The organism is Micromonospora sp. NPDC005367, from assembly GCF_040606825.1.
Taxonomy (GTDB): Bacteria; Actinomycetota; Actinomycetes; order Mycobacteriales; family Micromonosporaceae; genus Micromonospora.
Genome location: NZ_JBEXFP010000001.1, coordinates 316,593 through 339,451 on the forward strand (window position 1 = coordinate 316,593; position 22,859 = coordinate 339,451).

17 protein-coding genes and 1 pseudogene are annotated in these 22,859 nt (G+C 71.9%); 6 read left to right on the plus strand and 12 right to left on the minus strand.

The genetic code is table 11. The annotated features are described in order from the left end of the window. Positions 1-12: 12 nt before the first annotated feature. From ABZS42_RS01385 to ABZS42_RS01395, 3 genes are all read right to left on the minus strand, one after another. On the minus strand, positions 13-990 hold the full coding sequence (locus ABZS42_RS01385) for an ABC transporter permease (protein ID WP_355141303.1): 978 nt from the start codon (positions 988-990) through the stop codon (positions 13-15). Positions 991-1,062: 72 nt separating this feature from the next. Then, positions 1,063-1,992, minus strand: coding sequence for an ABC transporter permease (locus ABZS42_RS01390; protein WP_355141305.1), 930 nt, complete (start codon positions 1,990-1,992; stop codon positions 1,063-1,065). 139 nt (positions 1,993-2,131) lie between these two features. Next, complete coding sequence (locus ABZS42_RS01395; RefSeq protein ID WP_355141307.1) at positions 2,132-3,769, minus strand: ABC transporter substrate-binding protein; 1,638 nt, start codon at positions 3,767-3,769, stop codon at positions 2,132-2,134. Between the two features lie 434 nt (positions 3,770-4,203). Between ABZS42_RS01395 and ABZS42_RS01400 the strand changes: the two genes are divergently transcribed. Next, positions 4,204-4,938 (plus strand): PIG-L deacetylase family protein, encoded by a 735-nt coding sequence (locus ABZS42_RS01400; RefSeq protein ID WP_355141309.1) that lies wholly within the window; start codon positions 4,204-4,206, stop codon positions 4,936-4,938. A 24-nt stretch (positions 4,939-4,962) separates the two neighbouring features. On the opposite strand, the gene ABZS42_RS01405 is transcribed toward ABZS42_RS01400, so the two are convergent. Together ABZS42_RS01405 and ABZS42_RS01410 are read right to left on the minus strand one after the other, a co-directional pair. Continuing rightward, positions 4,963-5,649 carry a response regulator transcription factor gene (locus ABZS42_RS01405; protein ID WP_355141377.1) on the minus strand — a complete coding sequence of 229 codons (687 nt, stop codon included), beginning with the start codon at positions 5,647-5,649 and terminating at the stop codon, positions 4,963-4,965. 2 nt (positions 5,650-5,651) lie between these two features. Next, a complete protein-coding gene (locus ABZS42_RS01410) occupies positions 5,652-6,899 on the minus strand; it encodes a PspC domain-containing protein (protein WP_355141379.1) in 1,248 nt (415 codons plus the stop codon). A gap of 202 nt (positions 6,900-7,101) precedes the next feature. Between ABZS42_RS01410 and ABZS42_RS01415 the strand changes: the two genes are divergently transcribed. From ABZS42_RS01415 to ABZS42_RS01425, 3 genes and pseudogenes are all read left to right on the plus strand, one after another. Beyond that, the gene (locus tag ABZS42_RS01415) at positions 7,102-8,997 is read left to right on the plus strand and encodes a PspC domain-containing protein (RefSeq protein ID WP_355141311.1); all 1,896 of its coding nucleotides are present in this window, start codon (positions 7,102-7,104) and stop codon (positions 8,995-8,997) included. Further along, positions 8,994-9,176, plus strand: a pseudogene (locus ABZS42_RS01420) (hypothetical protein); the annotation flags it as partial. The gene ABZS42_RS01415 and the pseudogene ABZS42_RS01420, both read left to right, overlap by 4 nt. Before the next feature lie 677 nt (positions 9,177-9,853). Next, positions 9,854-11,107: a phosphatidylserine decarboxylase gene (locus ABZS42_RS01425; RefSeq protein WP_355141313.1), complete on the plus strand. Its 1,254-nt coding sequence runs from the start codon at positions 9,854-9,856 to the stop codon at positions 11,105-11,107. Between the two features lie 80 nt (positions 11,108-11,187). Here ABZS42_RS01425 and ABZS42_RS01430 read toward each other — a convergent pair whose 3' ends face one another. The 3 genes from ABZS42_RS01430 to ABZS42_RS01440 all read right to left on the minus strand — a co-directional run bounded on the left by ABZS42_RS01430 (position 11,188) and on the right by ABZS42_RS01440 (position 14,483). Next, positions 11,188-12,138, minus strand: a complete 951-nt coding sequence (locus tag ABZS42_RS01430) for a CDP-alcohol phosphatidyltransferase family protein (protein ID WP_355141381.1) — start codon at positions 12,136-12,138, stop codon at positions 11,188-11,190. A 372-nt stretch (positions 12,139-12,510) separates the two neighbouring features. Next, the gene (locus ABZS42_RS01435) at positions 12,511-13,410 is read right to left on the minus strand and encodes an NUDIX domain-containing protein (protein ID WP_355141315.1); all 900 of its coding nucleotides are present in this window, start codon (positions 13,408-13,410) and stop codon (positions 12,511-12,513) included. A 125-nt stretch (positions 13,411-13,535) separates the two neighbouring features. After that, positions 13,536-14,483, minus strand: a complete 948-nt coding sequence (locus tag ABZS42_RS01440) for an NUDIX domain-containing protein (protein WP_355141317.1) — start codon at positions 14,481-14,483, stop codon at positions 13,536-13,538. A 144-nt stretch (positions 14,484-14,627) separates the two neighbouring features. Between ABZS42_RS01440 and ABZS42_RS01445 the strand changes: the two genes are divergently transcribed. After that, a complete protein-coding gene (locus ABZS42_RS01445) occupies positions 14,628-14,999 on the plus strand; it encodes a PspC domain-containing protein (RefSeq protein WP_355141318.1) in 372 nt (123 codons plus the stop codon). 7 nt (positions 15,000-15,006) lie between these two features. On the opposite strand, the gene guaA is transcribed toward ABZS42_RS01445, so the two are convergent. Together guaA and ABZS42_RS01455 are read right to left on the minus strand one after the other, a co-directional pair. Continuing rightward, the gene (guaA, locus tag ABZS42_RS01450; protein WP_355141320.1) at positions 15,007-16,560 is read right to left on the minus strand and encodes a glutamine-hydrolyzing GMP synthase; all 1,554 of its coding nucleotides are present in this window, start codon (positions 16,558-16,560) and stop codon (positions 15,007-15,009) included. An 82-nt stretch (positions 16,561-16,642) separates the two neighbouring features. Further along, positions 16,643-18,328: a GMC family oxidoreductase gene (locus ABZS42_RS01455; RefSeq protein ID WP_355141322.1), complete on the minus strand. Its 1,686-nt coding sequence runs from the start codon at positions 18,326-18,328 to the stop codon at positions 16,643-16,645. A gap of 141 nt (positions 18,329-18,469) precedes the next feature. Here ABZS42_RS01455 and ABZS42_RS01460 point away from each other — a divergent pair, with 141 nt between their 5' ends. Continuing rightward, the gene (locus ABZS42_RS01460; RefSeq protein WP_355141324.1) at positions 18,470-19,585 is read left to right on the plus strand and encodes an LCP family protein; all 1,116 of its coding nucleotides are present in this window, start codon (positions 18,470-18,472) and stop codon (positions 19,583-19,585) included. A gap of 155 nt (positions 19,586-19,740) precedes the next feature. Here the strand turns inward: ABZS42_RS01460 and ABZS42_RS01465 are convergent, their stop codons facing one another. Both ABZS42_RS01465 and ABZS42_RS01470 read right to left on the minus strand, forming a co-directional pair. Continuing rightward, on the minus strand, positions 19,741-21,195 hold the full coding sequence (locus tag ABZS42_RS01465) for a M1 family metallopeptidase (RefSeq protein ID WP_355141326.1): 1,455 nt from the start codon (positions 21,193-21,195) through the stop codon (positions 19,741-19,743). A gap of 216 nt (positions 21,196-21,411) precedes the next feature. Beyond that, positions 21,412-22,770, minus strand: a complete 1,359-nt coding sequence (locus tag ABZS42_RS01470; protein WP_355141383.1) for a M1 family metallopeptidase — start codon at positions 22,768-22,770, stop codon at positions 21,412-21,414. Positions 22,771-22,859 lie beyond the last annotated feature (89 nt).

The following is a 22,859-nucleotide window of genomic DNA, read 5'->3' on the forward strand; positions in this document are numbered from 1 at the left end:
ACTGGATCTCCCCTAGCGGAGTTTCGGGTCGAGCGCCTCGCGGACCGCCTCGCCGAGCGTCACGAAGCTCAGCACGGCGGCGACGAGGAACGCGGCGGGGAAGAAGAGCAGGTACGGGGCGACCCGGATCAGGCTCTGCGCCTCGTTGATGATGATGCCCCACGAGACCACCGGCGACTTCAGCCCGACGCCCAGGAAGGAGAGCGTCGCCTCGGCGCCGATGAACGAGCCGACCATGATCGTGCCGTACACCAGGATCGGGGCCAGGGTGTTCGGCAGCAGGTGCTTGAGGATGATCCGGCCGGTGCCGGCACCGAGCGCCCGGGCCGCCACGATGTAGTCGGCCTCCTTGCTGGCGAGCACCGAGGAGCGCATGAGCCGCATCACGACCGGCCAGCTGAGCACGACGAGCGACGCGATGACGAGGCCCTTGACCTGCCACTCGCCGTTGTTGCTGCCGACACCGTTGAAGGTGGTCAGGATGACGATCGCGCCGAGCACGAACGGAAGGCCGAAGAAGACGTCCGCGATCCGGGAGAGCAGGGCGTCCAACCAGCCGCCACGGAAGCCGGCGATCATGCCCATGCTGCCGCCGATCAGCAGCACGCCGGTCACCGACAGCAGGGCCACCACGATGGACGCGTTGGCGCCGTAGATCGTCCGGGCGAAGACGTCCTGGCCCTGGATGTCGTAGCCGAACCAGGCGTGCCCGGACGGCTTCTCGAGGCTGCGGCTCAGGTCACCGGCGGTCGGGTCGGCCGAGGTGAAGAGTGAGGGAAAGGCGGCCATCACGATGAAGAGCAGGATGAAGGCCGCGGAGATCCAGAAGAGCGGCTTGCGCCGCAGGTCCCGCCAGGCGTCGCCGAGCAGTCCGCGGGGCTTCTCCTGGCGCCCGTTCGCGGGCAGGCCGGCGTCGGTCGGGCCGCCCGTCTCGGTGGGCTGGTGCGCCGGCGGCGTGCCGACGATCGAAGCAACAGTCGGGTCACTCACGCCGCCACCTCGCTCCGCTCGGTGCCGCCCTGAGTGGACCGGCGCACCCCGTTGATGATTAGTTCGCTTCGCTCACTCATAGCGGATCCTCGGGTCCAGGGCGGCGTAGAGCAGGTCCACCAGCAGGTTCATCAGGAGATAGACGAGCACCAGGATGACCACGATGGAGACCACGGTGGCACTCTCCTTGGTGGTGATCGCCTTGTAGACGGTCCCGCCGATGCCCCTGATGTTGAAGATTCCCTCGGTGACGATGGCGCCGCCCATCAGGGCACCGAGGTCGGTGCCGAGCAGCGTGACCACCGGGATCAGCGAGTTGCGCAGCAGGTGCACACCGACCACCCGACGCATCGGCAGACCCTTGGCGATCGCGGTGCGGACGTAGTCGGAGCGGCGGTTCTCCGAGATGCTGGTGCGGGCCACCCGGGCGATGTACGCCATCGAGATGCTCCCGAGCACGAAGCCGGGCATGATCAATTCGGAGAACCGCATCTCGTTCGACACGGTGGGCTCGACGATGTGCCACTGGACGCCGAGCAGCCACTGGAGCAGGAAGCCGATGACGAAGATCGGCAGCGCGATGAGGAAGAGCGTGGAGACCAGGACCAGGTTGTCCAGGAAGCCGTTACGCCGCAGGCCGCTCAGCACACCCGCCGTCAGGCCGATGATCGCCTCGATCGCCAGGGCCACCAGGGCCAGCTTCAGCGTGTTCGGGTACGCCGTGACGATGATGTCGTTGATCGATCGACCGCCGAAGGTCGTGCCGAAGTCCCCCTGGAAGAGGTTCTGCATGTAGTGGGCGTACTGCACGTACCAGGGCTGATCCAGGTGGAATTTCTCGGTCATCGCCGCGACGAATCCGGGCGGGCAGGGCCGCTCACCGCACTTGCCGGCAAACGGGTCGCCGGGCACCATCACCCAGACGAGCACGTAGATCAGCAAGGTCGTTCCGATGAAGACCGGGACGAGTTGGAGCAGCCGTCTCAACAGATAACGGCCCATGGGGTGGTCCTCCAGACAGGGGGCGGGTCGGCGGCCGACACGCTTGTTGACGTCGAGGGGCCTTGTGCGCCTCTCGCGGAACGGCCCTAGGTCGGGCTCACCTGGTGCGGTGAGCCCGACCTGGGTCAGACCGTACGGATCAGAGCTCGACGGAGGTGATGTCGATCTCGCCGACGTTGGTCAGTTCGACCTTCTTGATCTTGTCCGAGTGGCCGGACTGCTGGCCCTGGAAGTAGACCGGGATCGACGGGACATCCGCGTCGATGATCTTCACTGCCTCGGCGAACTTGGCGTGCGCCTCGTCGATGTTGGCGGCGCCGCTCGCCTCCTTGGCCAGCGCGTCGACCTGCGGGTTGCTGTACAGGCCGTCGTTCGACGAACCACCCTTGACGTAGAGCGGGTTGATCCAGTTCTCCACGTCCGGGTAGTCCTGCTGCCAACCGGCACGGTACGGGCCGGTCATCTTGTGGGCGTTGATCTGCTCACGGAAGACCGCGAAGGTCGGGATGCCCTCGGCCCGGGCGTTGATGCCCAGCACGTTCTTCACGCTCTGCGCGACGGCCTCCATCCACTCCTTGTGGCTGGCGTCCGCGTTGTAGTAGAAGACCATGTCGCCCTGGTAGCCGCTGGACTCGGCGAAGAGCCGCTTGGCCTCGTCCGGGTTGTACTGGCAGGCGGTGCAGTTGCCGGCCACGGCGCCCGGGGTGAGCGGGTTGGCCCAGCTGTCGGCCGGGATGCGGTTGCCGAAGAAGATCTTCTCGGTGATCTCCTGCCGGTTGACGGCCAGCGAGATCGCCTTACGCAGCTTCGCGTCCTTGAACTTCGGGTCGTACATCGGGAAGGCGATGATGCCCGTCGACGGGGTGGTCGACTGGATCGCCCGGTCGGCCAGGTCCGTCTTCCACTTGTCACCCGCGAGCGCGGAGACCGGGACCTGCTGCTGGAAGTCGAGGTTGCCAGCGAGGAGGTCGTTGTAGGCCGCCGTGTCCTCCTGGTAGAGCTTGACCTCGACGTCCTTGATCTTCATCTTGTCGCGCAGCGTGTAGTCGTCGAAGCGCGTCAGCTTGATCGACACGTCGTCTTCCCACGACACGAACTTCACCGGGCCGTTGCCGACCGGCTTCTTGCCGAACTCGTCCGGCGTCTGGGTGAAGAACACGTCCGGCAGCGGCACGAAGGCGCTGTAGCCGAGCTTGGTCGGGAACACCGCGGTCGGGGCGCCGAGGGTGACCTCGAAGGTGTAGTCGTCGACGACCTTCAGGCCGGACATCTCCTTGACCTTCGGCTCCGCCGCCTTCTGCGGCCCCTCGCCGTCCGGGTCCTCGGACTGGACGTCGGCGAAGCCCTGGATGTCGGCGAAGAAGCTGGAGTTCTGCGCGCCGTTCGGCGAGTAGGCCGCCCAGTTCCAGGCCTTGGTGAAGTTCGCGGCCTTGACCTCGGTGCCGTCGTGGAACTTCAGGCCCTTCTTGATCTTGATCGTGTACACCTTGGAGTCGGTCGTCTCGATCGACTCCGCGACGGCGTTCTGCGGCGCGCCGCCGTTGTTCGGGTACTCGACCAGCCCGGTCCACAGGTAGTCGATGATCGCGCCACCACCGGTCTCGGTGGTGTTCGCCGGAACCAGGGGGACCTCCGGCTGGGTGCCGTCGATGATGATGGCGCCGTCTGCACTGTTGCCGGCGTCGCCGCCGTCGTCGCTGCTCGAGCATCCGGACGCGATGAGCGCGACTGCCGCGCCCAGCGCGACCGCGCTGCTCGTCCGCTTCGAGACTCTCATTCCGAGGGGCCTCCTCTTTCTAACCTGGTTCCGTCGTGGGTATCACGCACGTCTGGGGGGTGACGCCAACGGCGGCCCCGGTAGCGCAGACCGCCGAACACCACTGGGAAGTCGGGACACCCCTGGTGCACCGATCCGCCGGGCCACCCCACCGGCTCGGGATCGACACCGGGCACGCGTCGCCCCCACGGCACCGCGGTTGTCAGCGACGAACGTGGGGGTCGGATCGTGCGGGGTGCCTCACACCGGGGGCGAGGTGCTGCCACTGTGACACCAACCGGGCTCTTCCGTGAAGGTGCCGTTATCAAGACGTTAGTTGGCCGCCACGTTGCCGATACTTGAGAAAAGATCATGAAACGTGCAGCTCATGCCGCTCTGAGCAGGTAAGACCTTGTCCCACCGACACGTCCCTCGCGCGCGTACTCTCGGGCCCTGTGAGCTTTCCCGCGTCCGCTCCAGTACTCGCTGACGTCCATCGCGCGCTAGCGGTTTTCGCCCATCCGGACGATGTCGACTTTGCCTGCGCGGGCACGATCGCCGGCTGGAAGGACGACGGCATCGAGGTCGCCTACCTCATCGCCACCCGAGGAGAAACGGGCGGCTTCGACGACACCGAGCGGACCGAGATGCCCCGGCTGCGGGAGGCGGAGCAACGCGCCGCCGCCGCGACGCTCGGAGTGGAGCAGGTCGAGTACCTCGACGGCTACCCGGACGGAACGCTCGCCCCGACCCGGGCACTGCGCCGCGACATCACCGCGGCGATCCGCCGGTTCCGGCCCGACCGGGTGCTGACCCACGCGCCGCTGCGGCGCTGGGAGCAGCTCACCGGCCCGAGCCATCCCGACCACCTGGCCGTGGGTGAGGCCACCACGTGCGCCATCTACCCCGACGCGCGCAACCGGTTCGCCCACCTCGAACTGGCCGCCGAAGGGCTGGAGCCGTGGGTCGTCCGGGAGGTCTGGTACACGGGCGGGCCCGCCCCGGACCACGCGGTCGACGTCACCGAGCGGTTCGACCGCAAGGTCGCGGCGATGCGCGCCCACCGCTCACAGACCGGGCACTTCGATGTGGAGGGTTGGACCCGGGACCGGCTCACCACCGCCGCGGACAACGCGGGCCTGCCTCCCGGCCGGCTGGTCGAGGCGTACACCGTGCTGCGCACGGAGTAGGGATTACGCCGCAACCGGCGCCGATCAGACCAGCCGGCGGTCGGCGGCCCACCGGGACAGCTCGTACCGGTTGGACATCTGCAGCTTGCGCAGCACGTTGGAGACGTGGGTCTCGACCGTCTTGATCGAGATGAACAGCTCCTTGGCGATCTCCTTGTACGCGTACCCCCGGGCGAGCAGCCGGAGCACCTCGCGCTCCCGGTTGGTGAGCTGATCCAGCTCGGGATCGGCGACCGGGGCGTCCGGTCGGGCCGCGAAGGCGTCGAGCACGAACCCGGCCAGCCGAGGGCTGAACACGGCGTCCCCGTCGGCGACCCGGCGAATCGCCGCGGTCAACTCGTCCGGGGAGATGGTCTTGGTGACGTAGCCGCGCGCCCCGGCCCGGATCAGCCCGATGACGTCCTCGGCGGCGTCCGAGACGCTCAGCGCCAGGAACTTGACCTGCGGGTGCGTACGCCGCATCGCCTCCAGCACCGCGCGCCCGCCACCGTCGGGCATGTGCACGTCGAGCAGGACGACGTCCGGCACGGTCGCGGCGATCCGGTTGACCGCCTCGGCCACCGTGCTCGCCTCCCCCACCACCTCGACGTGCGCACCCAGTTCGGCGCGTACGCCCGCGCGGAACATGGCGTGGTCGTCCACGAGGAACACCCGCAGCCGTTCGGCACGGGCACCCGCTCCCTCGACCGGTTCCATCGGCTGGTCGGCCATGGTCATCTGTCCCTTTCCGCTGTGGACGAGTCCCGGGAGGTCGGCAGGATCAACCGGATCTCGGCGCCCTCCCCCGGTGCGGACCGGATCTCGGCCCGACCGCCGTGACGCTTCATCCGCCCGATGATCGAACCACGTACACCGTGCCGGTGGTCCTCCACCGTATCCGGGTCGAACCCCTTCCCCCGGTCGCGGACGAAAACACTGACCTGTTCCGGCTCCACCTCGGCGTAGAGCGAGACGGTCTGCACCCCGGCGTGCCGGGCGGCGTTCACCAGCGCCTCCCGGGCGGCGGCGACCAGTGCGCCGACCCGCTCGTCGGTCTCCCGGTCGCCGACCACCACCGCCTCGACCGTGATCGCGAAGGTGTCCTCGACCTCGGCGGCGACCTGCTCCAGCGCAGCCGCGAACCGCTCCGTCGGCGACCCCGTCGGCTTGTAGAGCCAGTTGCGCAGCGACCGCTCCTGCCCCCGAGCCAGCCGCTGCACGGTCTTGACGTCGCTGGCGTTGCGCTGGATCAGGGCCAGGGTGTGCAGCACCTGGTCGTGCACCATCGCGGCGAGCTCGGCCCGCTCCTGCTCGCGGATGCGCCCCTCCCGCTCCGAGCGGAGCTGGTTGTACGTCCGCCACAGCACCGGCGCCGCGACCACACCCACCCCGGCGAGGCCGACCAGCGCGAAGATGACGCCGTTGATCACCGCGTCGAGGTTCTGGGCCGGTGAGTAGACGGCGGCGACACCGATGATGCCGACCGCCACGAGCACCCCGCCGCCGATGAAGCGGAGTACGAACGCCCGTCGATCGCTCTCCTCGACCACGGCGCCGAGCCACGGCACCGGCAGGGACTCCCCCCACCGCCGGCGACGCTCGGGCTCCGACTGGTGCCAGATCACCCCAGCGCCCACCGCGATGATCGCCACCAGCCAGCCGGCGGTGCCCGCCGCGCCGATCGAGTCGAAGACCATCACCTGGACCAACAGGACACCGAGCCCGATCGCCACGAACGGCAGCAGCTGGGCCACGTCGCGACGCGGCGGGACAGCGGTGTCACCGGGCCGCAGCGGCACCACCGCCCAGAAGGCCGCGTAGAGCAGCAGCCCGAGCCCGCTCAGCCCGAGCAGGACCATGAACGCCACCCGTACCCGCAGCACCGAGATGCCCAGATGTTCGGCGATCCCGGCGGCCACCCCCGCGGCCATCCGGTGCTCCGGGGCGCGGTAGAGGCGCGGTGGCGGGCTGACGCTGCTGATCGGAAGCTCCCTCGTCGAGGCGGTGGCGCCGGGCCCGCACGGGGTGCGGCCGGCGCTGACGGCGGTACGGGTTCGATCGTCACACGCTGCGACGGGTACCTGCCACGGGGACGCCCCGGACATTCCAGCACCGCGATATCAGGGTGCCGTCAGGGTCGGCTCCTGAGGTCACTCGGGCGGATGAGGCAGCAGTATCGAGAGCATGACCGAGGAAGCTGCCCAGCCGCCCCGAGCAGGGGCGGCACAGCCGGGCGGAGCAACGCCCCCACCCCCCGCGTCCACCGGCTGGACCGGGTCCACCCCGTTCGACCCGGCGCCGGTGGCCGGACCGTACCCGCCGGGAGCACAGGTACCCGGGCCGGCGGCGGCCGCCGGAGCGCACCCCGGCTCAGGACCGGCCGGGTACGGCCCCGGGCCGGGCCAGGGCGCGCCAGCCGGAGGTGGCGGGCCCACCCCGGGCTTCGGCCCGGGCGGCACCGGTCCGGCCTTCGGATCGACCGGGGCCGGCGGCGCCGGGGGTACGCCGCCACCACCACCCGGCGGTCCGGCCGGCGCGCCCAGCGGTCCACCGCCCGGCGCGGCCGGGTTCACCACGCGGTACGGGCTGGTCCGCCCACGCGAGGGGCGCTACCTGGCCGGCGTCTGCGCCGCCATCGGCCGCGCCACCAACACCGACCCGGTGCTCTGGCGAGTGCTCCTCGCGGTGCTCGGCTTCTTCGGCGGGATCGGCATCCTGGTCTACATCACCGCCTGGCTGATCATCCCCGGGGAGGGCGACACCGCATCACCTGTCGAGTCGATGCTCGGTCGCGGCCGGTCCAGCATGTCGCCGGTCACCGTGATCGTGCTCGGCATCGTCGCGGCGGTCGGCTTCGGCTACATCGTCACCGACGCGTTCCGGGCGGTGCTGCTCGGTGCGGCCATCCTGATCGGCGGCGCGCTGCTGCTGAACCGGGAACGCCGCCGCATCCAACCGGTTCCGGCCGGTCCACCGCCCGCGGCGCCGCCCGGCCCGGTGCCCCCGGTCAGTTACCCGGCACCGGCTCCGTACGCCGCGCCGCCCGCCGCCGACCTGGCCACCATGCCCGGCGCACCCGCGCCCGGGGTCGGTCCGGCGACCGGACCGCAGCCGTTTCCCGGCGGGCAGTCGGCGAGCGCTCCGCACGGGGGGAGCGCTCCCGAAGCCCGGCCGCCGGCTGCCACGCCGGGCTCGGGGCAGCCCGCCGACCGCACGGCCGAGCTGCCCACCTGGCCGCCGGCCGAGCCGACCGCGCCCCAATGGCCGGCTCCGGCGGCGAGAGGCGGCTGGCAGGCCACGCCGACGGGGGCCGGCTGGCGGACCACTCCGGCGGGCGGCAGTGGGTACCCACCCACCGCGCCGATGCCCACGAGCGGCTACCGTCCGCCGTTCGCGCCACGCGGCCCGTACGCCACCCAGTCCCCGCCCGCACCGCCACCGAAGCCACCGAAGCCACCGAAGCGGCCGAAGGAGCGGTCCGCGCTCGGCCCGGTGACCTTCTCACTGATCTTCCTGGCCCTCGGCCTGGTCGCCGTCCTCGACCTGCTCGACGTCTTCGACGTCGGCGCGTCGGCGTACTTCGCCGCGGCGCTGGTCGTCATCGGCCTCGGACTGCTGGTGGGCACCTGGTTCGGCCGGGCCCGCTGGCTGATCGCGCTCGGGCTGGTGACCGCGTCCGCGCTCGCCGTGGCCACGGTGGCCGAGTCGTACGACCGGTTCCGGGGCGTCGACGGTGCCGTGACCTGGGCTCCGGCCAGCTACCAGGACCTCGCCACGCGCTACGAGAACAGCTTCGGCGACGCGGTGCTGGACCTGCGCTCGGTCGACTTCACCGGACACAACACGGAGATCACCGTCTCGGTCAACTTCGGGAAGGGCACGGTCGTGGTGCCGCCGAACGTCGACGTGACCGCGGTGGCCGACGTCAACGCCGGCGACGCGACCGTCTTCGGGCAGCAGCAGCCCGGGCCCGCCGGGGGATCCCGGGAGTTCACCGACCTCGGCGCGGACGGTGCCGGTGGCGGCACGCTCCGCCTCTTCGCCCACATCAATGCCGGAAGCCTGGTGGTGACCCGATGAAGGCGCACCGTACCGATCTCGTCTCCTTCGCCTTCGGGCTGCTCTTCCTGGGGCTCACCGCCTGGTGGCTCTCGGCCAGGATCCTCGGACTCGCCGTGCCCCCGGTCGGCTGGTTCCTGGCCGGGGCGCTGATTCTGATCGGGGTATTCGGTCTGGTGGGTGCGCTCCGCTCGGGGCGGCACGCCGACCGCGAGGTGGCCACGGACGACACCGCGCCGACCGGCGACGCGCCCGCGGCCCAGGGCACGGACGTCCCGGCCGACGGCATGCAGATCGCCGCCGTGGGAGCGAACGCCGAGGACCCGGTCTCCGGAGGCAGCCGCACCGGCTGGCACCCGGACCAACCCACGTCCGGCGGGATCCTCCCCGGCTGGGAGCCGGACCCGCCGGCCGTCGGCGGGATCCACCCGGCCTGGCAGGTTGACCGCACGACGGAGGAGCTCCGGCCGGACGGGATCGACGCCGGGCGCGACGCGGACACGACGGACACCCTCGATCAGGTGGACGCCACGACGACCAGGATCGAGCCGACGGACGCCGACGCCGGTCCCGATGACGGGGACGAGCGGCCGACCGGGGCGGTCACCGATGCGCCGGGCGGCGTGGTCGAGGACCACCCCGAAGGCGGGCCGGGCGGGGTCGCCGGTTCCTCGTCGGCTGGTCCGGGTCGACGGGACGACCCGCGGGGTTGACCAGGCCCGGCAGTGGGTGCTCGGTCCGGCTCACGGCGGCGGTGCGATCGGCGCGCGTGGACGCCTATGCTGGCCGATGGAGTTCCGCCTCCGTGGGTCGATCCCGCCCCGCCACAGCGGCCCGTCGCGCTTGCCGTGTCTACCCCGTCAGGAGCCCTTCCGACATGACCCAGTCCCCCGCCGTGCGTACCCCCGGCCGGCCCGGTCCGGTCCGCATCGGCGAGCGAGCCGCCCGTACCCTCGTCACCGAGCTCGCCCGGCTCAACGACTCGAAGGCCGCGCTGCTCGTCGGCGTGAACCCGCAGTCCGCGGTACTGGCCGCGGCGATCGAGGCGCTGCTGCCCGGTGACCAGCTCACCGTGGTGCCCGTCGAGGGAGGGTCGGCCACCGCGCTGCGCGAGCACATCACCGCCCAGGGCCGGTGGGTCGCCGACCGGGTCCGGGTGGTTGACTCTCTCGCCGAGGCCGACCCCGCCGAGGTGGTGATCGCGGGTGAGCCACTCCTCGGTACGGCCGAGGAGACCCGCATGACGATCGACACGCTCGGCAAGCATCTCGGCGACGGGGCGGTGCTCAGCGTGGCGACCGCCGCCGCGCTGGGCCGGACCGCGGGCGCGGCGGCGGAGTTGACGCGGCAGAGCGCCCTCCACGGCGTCGGCACCGACCTGGTGCTGCGCAACACGCCGCCGGTACGTCTGCACCGACTCCGGTTCACCCCGGCGAGCCCGGTCACCGCGACGCGGCTGGCTCCCGCCCACCGGCCGTCGAGCGTGCCGCTGAGCCGGTCCATGCACATCGACTCCAACGGGGTGGCCGCGGCCGGCATCAGCCTCGGTCTGGCCGCGCTGGCCCGGCTGACCAGGCCGAAGTCGAAGCTCTGGCTGCTGCCGGCCCTCGCCGCCGCGCCGGTCGCCGCGTTCTTCCGCGACCCGGAGCGGGATGTGCCCGAGGACCCGTCGGCGGTGGTCGCCGCGGCGGACGGGCAGGTCCTGTCGGTGCAGCGCCTGCACGACGAGCGCTTCGGTGACGGGGAGTGGCTGCGGATCGCGGTGTTCCTGTCCGTGTTGGACGTGCACGTCAACCGTGCCCCGGTGGCCGGCAAGGTGGTCGACTACTTCGTGGCCGACGGTGGGTTCGTCAACGCCATGAAGCCGGACGCCGAGCACAACGTGGCCGCGTACACGGTGCTGGACACTGTGCACGGCGCGGTGGTGGTCGCCCAGCGCACCGGCCTGATCGCCCGCCGGATCGTGCAGCGGGTGCCCATCGGCTCCCTGCTGGCCAAGGGCGAGCGCTTCGGGCTGATCCGGTTCGGCTCGCGTACCGACGTCTACCTGCCGGCCGCTGCGGCGGAGCCGCTCGTCGGCCCCGGTGACAAGGTGGTCGGCGGAGCGACGGTGATCGCCCGCTGGCGTTGAGGCCGCAAACGTGAGGAGGGGGCGCCGCGGGTCGCGGCGCCCCCTCCTGCTGTCCGGGTCGGGCGGTGTTTTCCGCTCGGTCAGGCGGCTCGCCGCTGGCGCAGCCAGAGCACCGGCCCGCTGGCCAGGTAGCCCACGACGATCAGCGCGAAGGTGAGCCGGATGTCGACCAGAGCGCCGACCACCGGCGCGAGCCACAGCCACGGCGGCAGCTTTACCAGCCGGGCGAGCTTGGCGTACGGGAAGCTCGACACCATCGCGAAGGCCAGCAGCGCGACCCCGGCCAGGAGCACGGGACCGGGTACCGGCAGCCCGATGGCGACGGACATCGCGAGCACGGCGGCGGCCATGGTCGTGGGTACGCCGCAGAAGAACCGGCCGTCCTTGGGCGAGACGTTGAACCGGGCGAGCCGGATCGCGGCGCAGCCCGCGACGAGCGCGCAGGCGACAGCCGCCGCCGCGGTCGAGACGGAGCCGGCGAGCGAGGCGTAGACGACAACCGGCGCGGCGATGCCGAAGGAGCACATGTCGGCCAACGAGTCCATCTGCGCGCCGAACGGACTGGCCACCCCGAGCTTGCGGGCCAGCGCGCCGTCCAGGCCGTCGAACGCGACGCAGGCGATGAGGGCGATCGCGGCGATGCGTACCTGGCCCTGCATGGCCAGGAAGATGGCGAGCACGCCGAGTGTCAGGCTGCTCAGGGTGCACGCGTTGACCAGGGCGAACTTCACCCGGCGGGTGATCGTACGTTCGCCGGGGAGCAGCGGGATCGACCGGGCCGCGGCGTCGTCGGGCTCGCTGACCGGCGGCAGGGCCGGGCTGACCGGCGGCAGGGCCGGGCTGACCGGCGGCAGGGCCGGGCTGACCGGCGGCAGGGCCGGGCTGACCGGCATGACGGCTTCGACCTCGGCCCGGCTGAACCGGTTCAGGCCGTAGCGGCGACGGCGGTCGACGTAGCGGGGCTCGACCAGGGCCGTGTCGGCGCCCCCGGCCAGTTCACCGTCGCGCCGGCCTACCCGGACCAGCAGCACCTGCCGGGCGAATGCGCCGCCACGGCGGAGCGGACCCGCCCAGCGACGCCCTGCGGGGCGCGGACTGTCGGTCGTACGACGCCGGCGCCATGGGGCTCTCGGCACGCTTCCTCCATCACCGGATCGGCTCTACCGCCTCGAGGACGGAGATCCGGCTGTCTCGTACCGAGCCTGACGCGACCCGGCAGCCGTTGTGCGGAGTACACCATTGCACAGGGAACGGCGCTTGGCGATAGCTGTCCGAGGGCTTTATATCTCCATATTCCGCTCAGACAGCTCTGTCATTCGCAACCAGGGCCTCATCGCCCGTTATCCATCATTCCCTACCTCGACTGTAGCCCAGACGGCCAGAGGCGGCTCGGGCGGCGGGGCTCATCTTCCCCGTCGTCCGGTGGCCCAGGCAGCGACCTCGGTCAACGGCAGGTCGTCGAGTCGGTCGGGCATGAACCAGTCGGCGCCGGCGGTCGAGCCTCCGACCGCCTCGGTGACCCGGGCCTCGGTGGGCGCGTCGACCACCACCCGGTAGATCACCCGCACCCCGTGCCAGTCCAGTGGACGCCCCTCGGGCCCGAGCGCGGCCGGGTTGTGCAGGTTGTCCACGCCCATCAGCTCGATCACCCGGCCGAGTTGGCCGGCCTCCTCGACCAGCTCGCGCAGGAGCGCGGGCACGGGCTGTTCGCCGTGGTCGGTACCGCCCCCGGGCAGGTGCCAGAGCCCGGCGCCGGGGTACCCATCGGCGATCTTCGTGAGCAGCACCCGACCGTGCGGGTCGGTGACCAGCCCGTACGCGGCGAAGCGCAGGCGGCGGTCGCCGAGCGGCGGGAAGGACGACGGGTCGGCCCGCCCGGCGGGCAGCGGCTCGACCGGCAGGCCGAGCAGTTCGGCGGTGAACGGCATCAGCGGCACCGCCGCCGCCTCCTGCGGCGTGAACCAGCGGGTCGAGTCGGTCGTCCCGGCCCGCCCGTCGCGCGGCGCGCCCCCGGTCACGGTCAGGTCGAAGGCCAGCCGGTCGGTGTGCAGTGACACGTCGGCCTCGGGGAACGGGATCACGTCGGCGACCACCGCGCGCAGCCCGGCCACCTCGACGGTCAGCCCGGTCTGCGCGGTGACCTCGCGAAGCACGGCGTGCGCGGGGTGTTCGGCGTGCGCCACGACGCCGCCGGGCAGGTGCCAGACGCCCGGGAACTGGGCGCCGGCCGAGCCGCGTACGAGCAGCACTCGATCGTCGTCCCGGTAGAGCCCGTACGCGCCCACCTGCCGCCGCTGCTGCATGCCGTGGCCCCCGCCCCGCGTTCCGTTGGGTCGATCATGAAGTTATCGCCGTCCATCCGGCGTGTCCCGACAATAACTTCATGATCACCGGGGTGACCTTCGGGGGGAGAGGGAGGGGATGGAGGTTAGGTGAGGTGGGCGGCTTGGACGGCTTCGGCGGTGACCTCGGTGAGGCGTTCGACTGGGAGGGCGCCCAGCTCGGCGGGAGCGAACCAGCGGGCCTCGCAGGTGGAACCGCCCACGTCGGCCACGGTGGGCGGCGCCGGCCGGTCGACGACCACTCGGTAGAAGGCGCGTACGCCGTGCCAGTCGATCGGGTAGCCCTCCGGCCCGAGCGAGGCGGCGTCCCGGTGGCTGGCCACCCCGAGCAGCTCGACGAGTCGCCCGTCCTGTCCGGTCTCCTCCACCAGTTCGCGGATGAGCGCCGCGCCGGGCTGCTCGCCGTAGTCCGTACCGCCGCCGGGCAGGTGCCAGCAGCCGGCGCCGGGATAGCCGTCGGCGACGCGGGTGAGCAGCACCCGGCCCTCCGGGTCGGTGCAGACCGCGTACGCGGCGAAGCGCTGCGCCCGGTGCAGCCCGTCCGGGCCGGGCGCCGCGTAGAACGACGGGAACTCCGGCGGCTCCTCGGGAACCACGTCGCCCGAGGAGGCGGGCAGGTCGAGGGCACGCGCGGTGAACGACCGCAGCGGCAGCTCGGCGGCTTCCTCGCGGGTGAACCACCGGGCCAGGTCGGTCGGCCGGTCGACCCGGTCGGTGAGCGTCCCGCCGCGCACCGACACCCGGTAGATGAGCCGGTCGGTGTGGATCGTGATCCCCCGCTCGGGCAGGGCCCGCATGTCCGCCAGCACGTCGTGCAGCCCGGTCACGGCCACCGACAAGCCCGTCTCGGCCGCCGTCTCCCGGACGACCGTGTGGTTGGGGTCCTCGCCGTGGTCGACCGCCCCACCGGGCAGCGACCAGGTGCCGGGTGTGCCGGAGCGCTGTGATGCGCGGACCAGCAGAACCCGGTCGGCCGAATCAGCACAAACTGCGTATGCCGCGATCCTGCGGAGCGGCGTCAGCGCGGTGGTCACGGGAGAAAATTCTCCCCCGGGCAGGTTACCGGCATCGAAAAGAGTCAGATTGCTGACTCAAAGCTGCCGACTCAGGGGACCGTCAGGGTATAGATCCGGGCGCTCACCGAGGCCGTCCAGGCGCCGGGCACGGAGGGTGGAGACATGACGACCAACACCCCTCCGCAGACCCCGTACAAGCAGCTCCGGCGACCCACCACCGACCGCATGGTGGCCGGTGTCGCGAGCGGCCTCGGCCGCTACCTCAACGTCGACCCCACGCTGATCCGGGTGGCCTTCGCGGTCACCGGCCTGCTCACCGGCGGGCTGTCGCTGCTGGCGTACCTGATCATGTGGTTCCTGATGCCCGAGGAGCCGTCCGGCGCCCCCGCCTGGCCGTACCCCGCGGGCACCGCGCCGCAGCCGCCGCCTCCCACGGCGCAGACGGCCCCGCCGGGGTACGCCCCGGCGCCGGCCTACCCGCAGGCCACCGTCCCGGTCCCGCCGAGCGGGCCCGTGCCGCCGGCCGCAGGCTGAGCCGGGATCACTCCCACTCGATGGTGCCCGGCGGCTTACTGGTCACGTCCAGCACCACGCGGTTGACCTCGGCCACCTCGTTGGTGATCCGGGTGGAGATCTTCACGATCACGTCGTAGGGCAGCCGGGACCAGTCCGCCGTCATCGCGTCCTCGCTGGAAACCGGGCGCAGCACCACGGGATGCCCGTAGCTGCGCCCGTCACCCTGCACGCCGACGCTGCGCACGTCGGCCAGGAGCACCACCGGGAACTGCCAGACGTCCCGGTCCAGGCCGGCGGCGGTAAGCTCCTGCCGGGCGATCAGGTCCGCCTTGCGGAGCAGGGCGAGCCGCTCCTCGTCGACCGCACCGATGATCCGGATGGCCAGACCCGGACCCGGGAACGGGTGACGCCAGACCATCGCCTCGGGCAGCCCCAACTGCAGACCGAGCGCGCGGACCTCGTCCTTGAAGAGCGCCCGCAGCGGCTCGACCAGGGCGAACTTGAGGTCCTCCGGCAGCCCACCGACGTTGTGGTGGCTCTTGATGTTGGCGGTGCCGGTGCCGCCACCGGACTCGACGACGTCCGGGTAGAGGGTCCCCTGCACCAGGAACTCGACGTCTCCGTGCGCGGCGATCTCCCGGGCAGCGGCCTCGAAGACCCGGATGAACTCCCGGCCGATGATCTTGCGCTTCTGCTCGGGGTCGGTCACTCCGGCGAGCGCACCCAGGAACCGGTCCCGCGCGTCGACCACCTTGAGCTTGATGCCGGTGGCCGCCACATAGTCCTTCTCGACCTGCTCGGCCTCACCGGCCCGGAGCAGACCGTGGTCGACGAAGACGCAGGTCAGCTGATCGCCGACGGCCTTGTGCACGAGCGCGGCCGCGACCGCCGAGTCGACGCCGCCGCTGAGGCCGCAGATGACCTCTTTGTCGCCGACCTGCTCGCGGATCCGGGCCACCTGCTCGTCGATGATGTTCTCCGGCGTCCAGGTGGGCTCGATGCCGGCGATCTCGTAGAGGAAGCGGGTGAGCATCTCCTGGCCGTGCGCGGTGTGCCCGACCTCCGGGTGGAACTGCACGCCGGCCCGCCGCCCGGCCAGGTCCTCGAACGCGGCGACCGGCGCCCCGGCGGACTCGGCGGTCACCGTGAAGCCGTCCGGCGCCTCGGTCACGCAGTCGCCGTGGCTCATCCAGACCGGCAGGTCGGCGGGGAGATCCTTGAGCAGCACGCCGGAGTCCGGGCGGGCCTGCAACGGGGTGCCGCCGTACTCACGGTTGCCGGTGTGCGCCACCGTGCCGCCGAGCGCCCGGGCCATCGCCTGGAAGCCGTAGCAGATGCCGAAGACCGGCACTCCGGCAGTGAACATGCCGGCGTCGACCTGCGGGGCATCGGGCGCGTAAACGCTGGCCGGGCCGCCGGAGAGGATGATCGCGGCCGGGTTCTTCGCCAGCATCTCGGCGACCGGCATCGTGTGCGGGACGATCTCGGAGTAGACCTTCGCCTCACGTACCCGGCGCGCGATCAGCTGGGCGTACTGGGCTCCGAAGTCCACCACGAGGACGGGGCGAGGCGTGCTCATGTGGCCAAAGCCTACCCACTGTCACGGCCGACCCTGGCCGCGCCCCGCGCTGAACCGGGACGTCCCCTTTTTCGGCCTGACGCTACGGTCGCAGCGCCGCGGGAGCGTGCGCCGGCACCGCCGGTTGCCGAGGTGCGACCGGGTCGATCCGCCGGTACGGCTCGCCGAGCAGCGGCCGGGGGTCCTCCTCGCCCTTGTTCGGCCAGAGGGACATGGCCCGCTCGGCCTGAGCGGTGATGGTCAGCGACGGATTCACCCCGAGATTCGCCGAGACGGCCGCCCCGTCCACGACGTGCAGCCCCGGATGGCCGAAGATCCGGTGGTACGGGTCGATCACCCCGTCGGCCGGGGTCGCGCCGATCACCGCCCCGCCAAGGATGTGCGCCGTCACCGGGATGTCGAACGGCTCGGTCAGCGCGCCGCCCGGCGTACCGCCGATCTCCTCGGCGAGCAGCCGGGCCGCCGCGTGGCCGGCCGGAATCCAGGCCGGGTTCGCGGTGCCGTGCCCGGGGCCGCTGACCAGCCGGCCGCGCCGGAACCGGAGGGTGAGCGAGTTGTCGACCGACTGCATGACCAGGGCGATCACGGTCCGCTCCGACCAGCGCCGTACGGAGATCAACCGGGCGGTGCTGCCGGGCTGGCGCAACAGCGTGCCGAACCAGCGCCGCACACGGTGCGGCCCGCCCTCGACCAGCAGCGACTGCAGCAGTCCCATCGCGTTGGAGCCCCGCCCGTAGCGGACCGGCTCGATGTGGGTCTGCGCGTCGGGGTGGAACGAACTGGTGATGGCCACACCCTCGGTGAAGTCGAGCCCCGCGGCCCGGGCCTGCCGGCCGGGCACCGACGCCCCCAGAATCGCCTCCGAGTTGGTGCGGGTCAGCTCGCCGAGCCGGGGCGAGAGCGCGGGCAGCGCGCCGGTGCCCTTCATCTCGTGCAGCAGCCGCTGGGTGCCGAGCGCCCCGGCGGCGAAGACGACCTGGTCGGCCCGGATCACCTGCCGCCGCCGGCGCAGCCGGGCACCGGTCCGGACGGTGTGCACCTCGTACCCGCCCTCCGGGTGGGGGCGTACGGCGGTCACCGTGGTGAGCGGGTGTACCCGCGCGCCGAGCCGCTCGGCCAGCCACAGGTAGTTCTTGACCAGCGTGTTCTTCGCCCCGACCCGGCAGCCGGTCATGCAGGAGCCGCAGTGGGTGCAGCCGGTGCGCTCCGGGCCGACGCCACCGAAGTACGGGTCGGCGATCCGCTCGCCGGGTCGCCCGATGTGCACGCCGACCGGGGTGGCGTGGAAGGTCCGCCCCACCCCCATCTGCTCGGCCACCGCCCGCATCGCCCGGTCCGCGCCGGTGTCCCTCGGGTACGCGGTGACGCCGAGCATCCGCTTCGCCTGGTCGTAGTGGCGGGCCAGCTCGTCGCGCCAGTCGGTGATGTCCCGCCACTGCGGATCGGTGTAGAACGCGGGAAGCGGCTCGTAGAGGGTGTTCGCGTAGACCAGGGAGCCGCCGCCCACACCGGCGCCGGAGAGCACCAGCACCCCACCGCCGGCCCGCCGGTCGGCGGCCCGCAGCAGCGTGATCCGTTGGATGCCGTAGCAGCCGAGTCCCGGCGCCCACAGGAAGCGTCGCGCCCGCCACGACGTACGGGGGAATTCGTCGTCGGCGAAGCGCCGCCCGGACTCCACGACGCCGACGGCGTATCCCTTTTCGGTCAGCCGTAGCGCGGTGACGCTGCCGCCGAAGCCGGATCCGATGACGAGCACGTCGTACCGCATTCCCGCATCATTACCCGCCGGTAGCCGTCGCGCCAGAGCCGAGGACGCGCGATCATGCTCTGCACCCGCCGCATCGGCGCCCCGGCCGCAACCCGCGGCACCCGTCGGAGCGTTGTTCCAGTAGGGGTGGAAGGAGGCCGGATGAGCCTCGGATCGGGTGCGGGTCGTCGTAATCGCCTGCTGATCGGGCTGCTGCTCGCCACAGTGGTGCTCGTGTCGGCGGGCGGTGTGGTGATCAGCCGCCTGGTCGGCGGGTCGAGCCCGGAGCGTGGCGCCGCGCCGGCGCCGACGTCGGCCACGAACACGCCCGCCGCGACGCCCAGCTCGCCGCCACCCCCGCCGGGCGCCGACATCACCGGCCCGCTCAACCTCCTGCTGGTCGGGGTGGACACCCGGGTCAGCGTCCCCGGCTGGGAGCCGCACGCCGACGCGGTGCTGGTCCTGCACGTGCCGCGCGGACTGGACCGGGCCTACCTCTTCTCGCTCCCCCGCGACCTGCTGGTCGACATCCCCGCTTTCCCCAAGGCCGGCTACCGCGGCGGGCGGACCAAACTGACCCACGCGATGAGCTACGGCAGCCGGGTGCCCGGCCACGCCAAGCAACCGAGCGCTGCGCAGGGGTACGAGTTGCTGCGCAGCACGGTGAGCGGCTACACCGGCTTGCGCATCGACGCCGGCGCGGTGGTCACCTTCGCCGGGTTCGACCGGCTGGTGGACAGCCTCGGCGGGGTGGACATCCGCATCGACCAGCGGGTCGCCTCCCGGCACCGGCAGCCCGACGGTCGGCACCGGGAGAGCGCGCCGGGCGGCTACACCGGCCCACAGATGGTGTACGAAAAAGGCAACCGCCACCTCACCGGGTGGCAGGCGCTGGACTACGCCCGGCAGCGCTACATCCCCGGCGGCGACTACAGCCGGCAGCGCCACCAGCAGCAACTGATCCGAGCACTCGTCGGCAAGATCCTCGACCAGGGGCTCGCCCGGGACCCGGACCGGGTGCAGCAGGTCGTCGAGGCGCTCAGCGACACGCTGATCTACGTCGGCGGGCGCAAACTGATCGACATCGCGTACGCCCTGGGTGGTCTTCCCGCCGACCGGCTCGCGCTGGTCGGCCTACCCGGAAAATCGGTCGGCTCGGGGAGCGGCTACCGCGGCGAACAACTCACCTCGGTCGGCCGCCGTTTCCTCAGCGAGCTGCGCGCCGCCCGCGCCGACGCCTACCTCGCCAAGAACCCCAACCTCCGCATCACCCCCTAACCCCGCCCCTCACGCCCCCTCCGGCCCCCTCCCGTCCCCCCCTCCCCTCCCCCCCCGCCCTCCCCGTTGATCAAGAGGTTTGCGGCAGCGATTGAGATCGACTCCGCCGCAAACCTCTTGATCAACGGCGCGGCACGAGGTGGCGCAGTGGGCGGTCAGAGGGGTTTGGGTTCGGCGGGGCGTTCGGTGCCGTAGAGCCAGGCGTCGAAGAGCTTGCCGAGCTTCTTGCCGGAGACACGTTCGGCGAGCGCGATGAACTCGTCGGTGCTGCCGTTGCCGTTGCGCATCTCCGCCGACCAGGTCCGCAGGATCTCGAAGAAGGCGTCGTCGCCGACGGCCACCCGCAGCGCGTGCACGGTCATCCCGCCCCGCTGGTAGACCGAGTTGCTGAACAGGTTCTCCACCCCCGGCTTGCCGGGCGGGGTACGCCAGACCTGACCCGACGAACCGTGGTAGCCGGAGGCGAACGACTCCTCGACCTTCCGGCCGCCGCCGTGCTCGGTCCAGAGCCACTCGGCGTACGTGGCGAGCCCCTCGTTGAGCCAGATGTCCTGCCAACGGGTCAACGCCACGCTGTCGCCGTACCACTGGTGGGCCAGTTCGTGCGCGACGACCTCGGTGTTGACCCCCTGCCGGAAGAAGTCGGCGGAGTAGACCGGCCGGGACTGCGTCTCCAACGCGTACCGGATCCGCGGGTCGGAGATCACCACGCCGCCGTACGCCTCGAACGGGTACGGGCCGAACACGGTCTCCAGGTAGTCGGCGACCTTGACGGTCTCGGCGATCGAGTCGTCCGCTGCCCCCTTCGGCACGCCGGTCTGGAGTGCGCTGTAGATCGGCCGTCCCTTGTGCTTGCCGGTCGTCACCCGCAACTTGCCGATCACCACGAAACTCAGGTAGCTGGCCATCGGGGCACGCTCGGCCCACTTCCAGGTGGTCCAACCGGCGCGGCTGACCTTCTCGCCCGGCACCCCGTTACTGACCGCCGTGAGCCCCTCCGGCACGGTGATCTCGAAGTCGTACGTGGCCTTGTCGGACGGGTGGTCGTTGACCGGGAACCAGGTGCTCGCCGACTCCGGCTGGCCGAGCGCGATCGCACCGTCCTCGGTGTGGACGAAGCCACCACCGCCGAGCAGCTCGTTCTCCAACTGCTCCGGCTCGCCGTCGTACCGGACCTCCGCCACGAAGCCGTTGCCCGCGATCAGGCCCTTCGCCGGGGTCACCGTGAGCTCGTCGCCTTTACGCGAATGCCTGGCCGCGACACCGTCCACGGTCACCGAGCGCACGGTCAGTCCGGCCAGGTCGAGGTTGAACGCGGACAGGTCACTGGTCGCCGAGGCGTGCACGGTGGTGGTGCCGGTGAGCCGGTCCTTCGCCGGGTCGTACCGGACCTTGACCGTGTACCGGCCGACGTCGTAACCGCCGTTGCCGTAGCTGGGGAAGTACGGGTCGCCCGCGCCCGCCGCGCCCGGCTTGAAGTGCCGCTCGGCGGGCTGCGACGGCGGCACCGCCGGCTCGGCCGCGTCCGGGGTCGAGCCGCACCCGGCCAGCAACGCCCCGGTCAGCAGCAGACCGACATGCGCCCGCAGAGACCGCCGTAGCTGCCTCATCGCCTCGTCCTTTCGAAGTGCCGGTGGGCACCCCGCCCGACCGCCGCCGTAAGACCCGTACCGTCGGCGCCGTCGCCCGGTCCGCTCGCGGCAGGATACCGAGGATCGATCGCGTCGTCGCCACGCGGCCGGGGTCGGGCGCAGCCCGCGCCGCAACGGGTGACGTGGGGTCGTTCGTCGAAACCCCCGGCTCGACCGGGGCTTCCGGCACGGGTCCTAGGGCAGGGCGGGTGCGCTGCCGCTGATCAGCCAGGCGTCCATGAGCGAGCGCAACTGCCGGCCGGAGACCCGCTCGGCGAGGGCGACCAGGTCGGCCGTCGTGCCGTTGCGGTCCCGCCGCTCGGTCGTCCACTGTCGCAGGATGCGGAAGAACGCGTCGTCGCCGACGGTACGCCGTAGCGCGTGCACGGCCAGCGCGCCGCGCTGGTAGACGGCGGTGCCGAACATCGCCTCCCGGCCGGGGTCCACCGAGGGCCGCGTCCAGTCGGTGGTCGCGTACTGCGCCTCGAACGTCTGCTGCGCGCTCCGACCGCCGTCGTGCTCCTCCCAGAGCCACTCGGCGTACGTGGCGAAGCCCTCGTTCAGCCAGATGTCGCTCCACCGGCTCAACGAGACGCTGTCGCCGAACCACTGGTGGGCCAGCTCGTGCGCCACCACATTCGGGTCCGGGCGGCCGTCGGCGAAGAAGCCGGGCCCGTACACGGGCCGGGACTGGGTCTCCAGCGCGTACCCGATGCGTTCGTCGGCGACCGCCACACCGCCGTACGCCTCGAACGGGTACGGTCCGAACCGGCCGGCCAGGAAGTCGACGATCTCGCCGGTGCGGGCCAGCGAGGCGGCGGCCGGGCCGTTCGGCGGCTCACCCGACGGAACGGCGGTGACGATGGGCCGGCCCTCGTGCGTGCCGGTGCTGACCCGGTAGTCGCCGATCACCAGCGTGGTCAGGTAACTCGCCATCGGCGATCGCTCGCTCCAGCGCCACGTGGTCCACCCGCCGTCGCTGTACTTCGGGCCGGGAACGCCGTTGCTGAGCGCGGCGAGCCCGTCCGGAACGGTCACCGCGATGTCGTACGTGGCCTTGTCGGACGGGTGGTCGTTGACCGGGAACCAGGTCGCCGCCGAGTCGGGCTGGCCGAGCGCGATCGCGCCGTCGTCGGTGTGCAGGAAACCGCCGGAGCCGAGCGGGCCGTCGGTGACCGGGGCGGGCACCCCGGCGTACGCCACCTCGACGGTGAACCGGGCGCCGCGAGGCACCCCGCGGGCCGGCTCGACCACCAGCTCGTTTCCGGTCCGCCGGTGCTTGGCGGTGGCGCCGTCGACGACAACCCGGTCGACGTCCAGTCCGGCGAGGTCCAGGTTGAACCGGGACAACCCCTGGGTGGCGGTCGCGGTCAGCACCGCCTGCCCGGTGAGCCGGTCGGTCGCCGGGTCGTACCGCACGTCCAGGGCGTAGTGCGCCACGTCGTACCCGCCGTTGCCGTACCCGGGCACGTACGGGTCGCCGGCGTCCGCGCTGCCCGGCCGGAACGCGCCGTCCTCATCGGACGGGGTGCAGCCGCTCGCCGCGAGCAGCACCGCCAACGCGGCGGCGACCTGGTTCCCGGTCAACGACCACCCGTCCGACAAGGCCACGTACGACATCGCGGTGACCGTTCCGGACGGGC

Coding starts and splice junctions, on each gene's coding strand:
- ABZS42_RS01425 (WP_355141313.1), top strand. CDS start 9,854: ATGACCCAGTCCCCCGCCGTGCGTACCCCCGGCCGGCCCGGTCCGGTC.
- ABZS42_RS01460 (WP_355141324.1), top strand. CDS start 18,470: ATGAGCCTCGGATCGGGTGCGGGTCGTCGTAATCGCCTGCTGATCGGG.
- ABZS42_RS01435 (WP_355141315.1), bottom strand. CDS start 13,410: ATGCAGCAGCGGCGGCAGGTGGGCGCGTACGGGCTCTACCGGGACGAC.
- ABZS42_RS01465 (WP_355141326.1), bottom strand. CDS start 21,195: ATGAGGCAGCTACGGCGGTCTCTGCGGGCGCATGTCGGTCTGCTGCTG.
- ABZS42_RS01445 (WP_355141318.1), top strand. CDS start 14,628: ATGACGACCAACACCCCTCCGCAGACCCCGTACAAGCAGCTCCGGCGA.
- ABZS42_RS01395 (WP_355141307.1), bottom strand. CDS start 3,769: ATGAGAGTCTCGAAGCGGACGAGCAGCGCGGTCGCGCTGGGCGCGGCA.
- ABZS42_RS01455 (WP_355141322.1), bottom strand. CDS start 18,328: ATGCGGTACGACGTGCTCGTCATCGGATCCGGCTTCGGCGGCAGCGTC.
- ABZS42_RS01405 (WP_355141377.1), bottom strand. CDS start 5,649: ATGGCCGACCAGCCGATGGAACCGGTCGAGGGAGCGGGTGCCCGTGCC.
- guaA (WP_355141320.1), bottom strand. CDS start 16,560: ATGAGCACGCCTCGCCCCGTCCTCGTGGTGGACTTCGGAGCCCAGTAC.
- ABZS42_RS01390 (WP_355141305.1), bottom strand. CDS start 1,992: ATGGGCCGTTATCTGTTGAGACGGCTGCTCCAACTCGTCCCGGTCTTC.
- ABZS42_RS01415 (WP_355141311.1), top strand. CDS start 7,102: ATGACCGAGGAAGCTGCCCAGCCGCCCCGAGCAGGGGCGGCACAGCCG.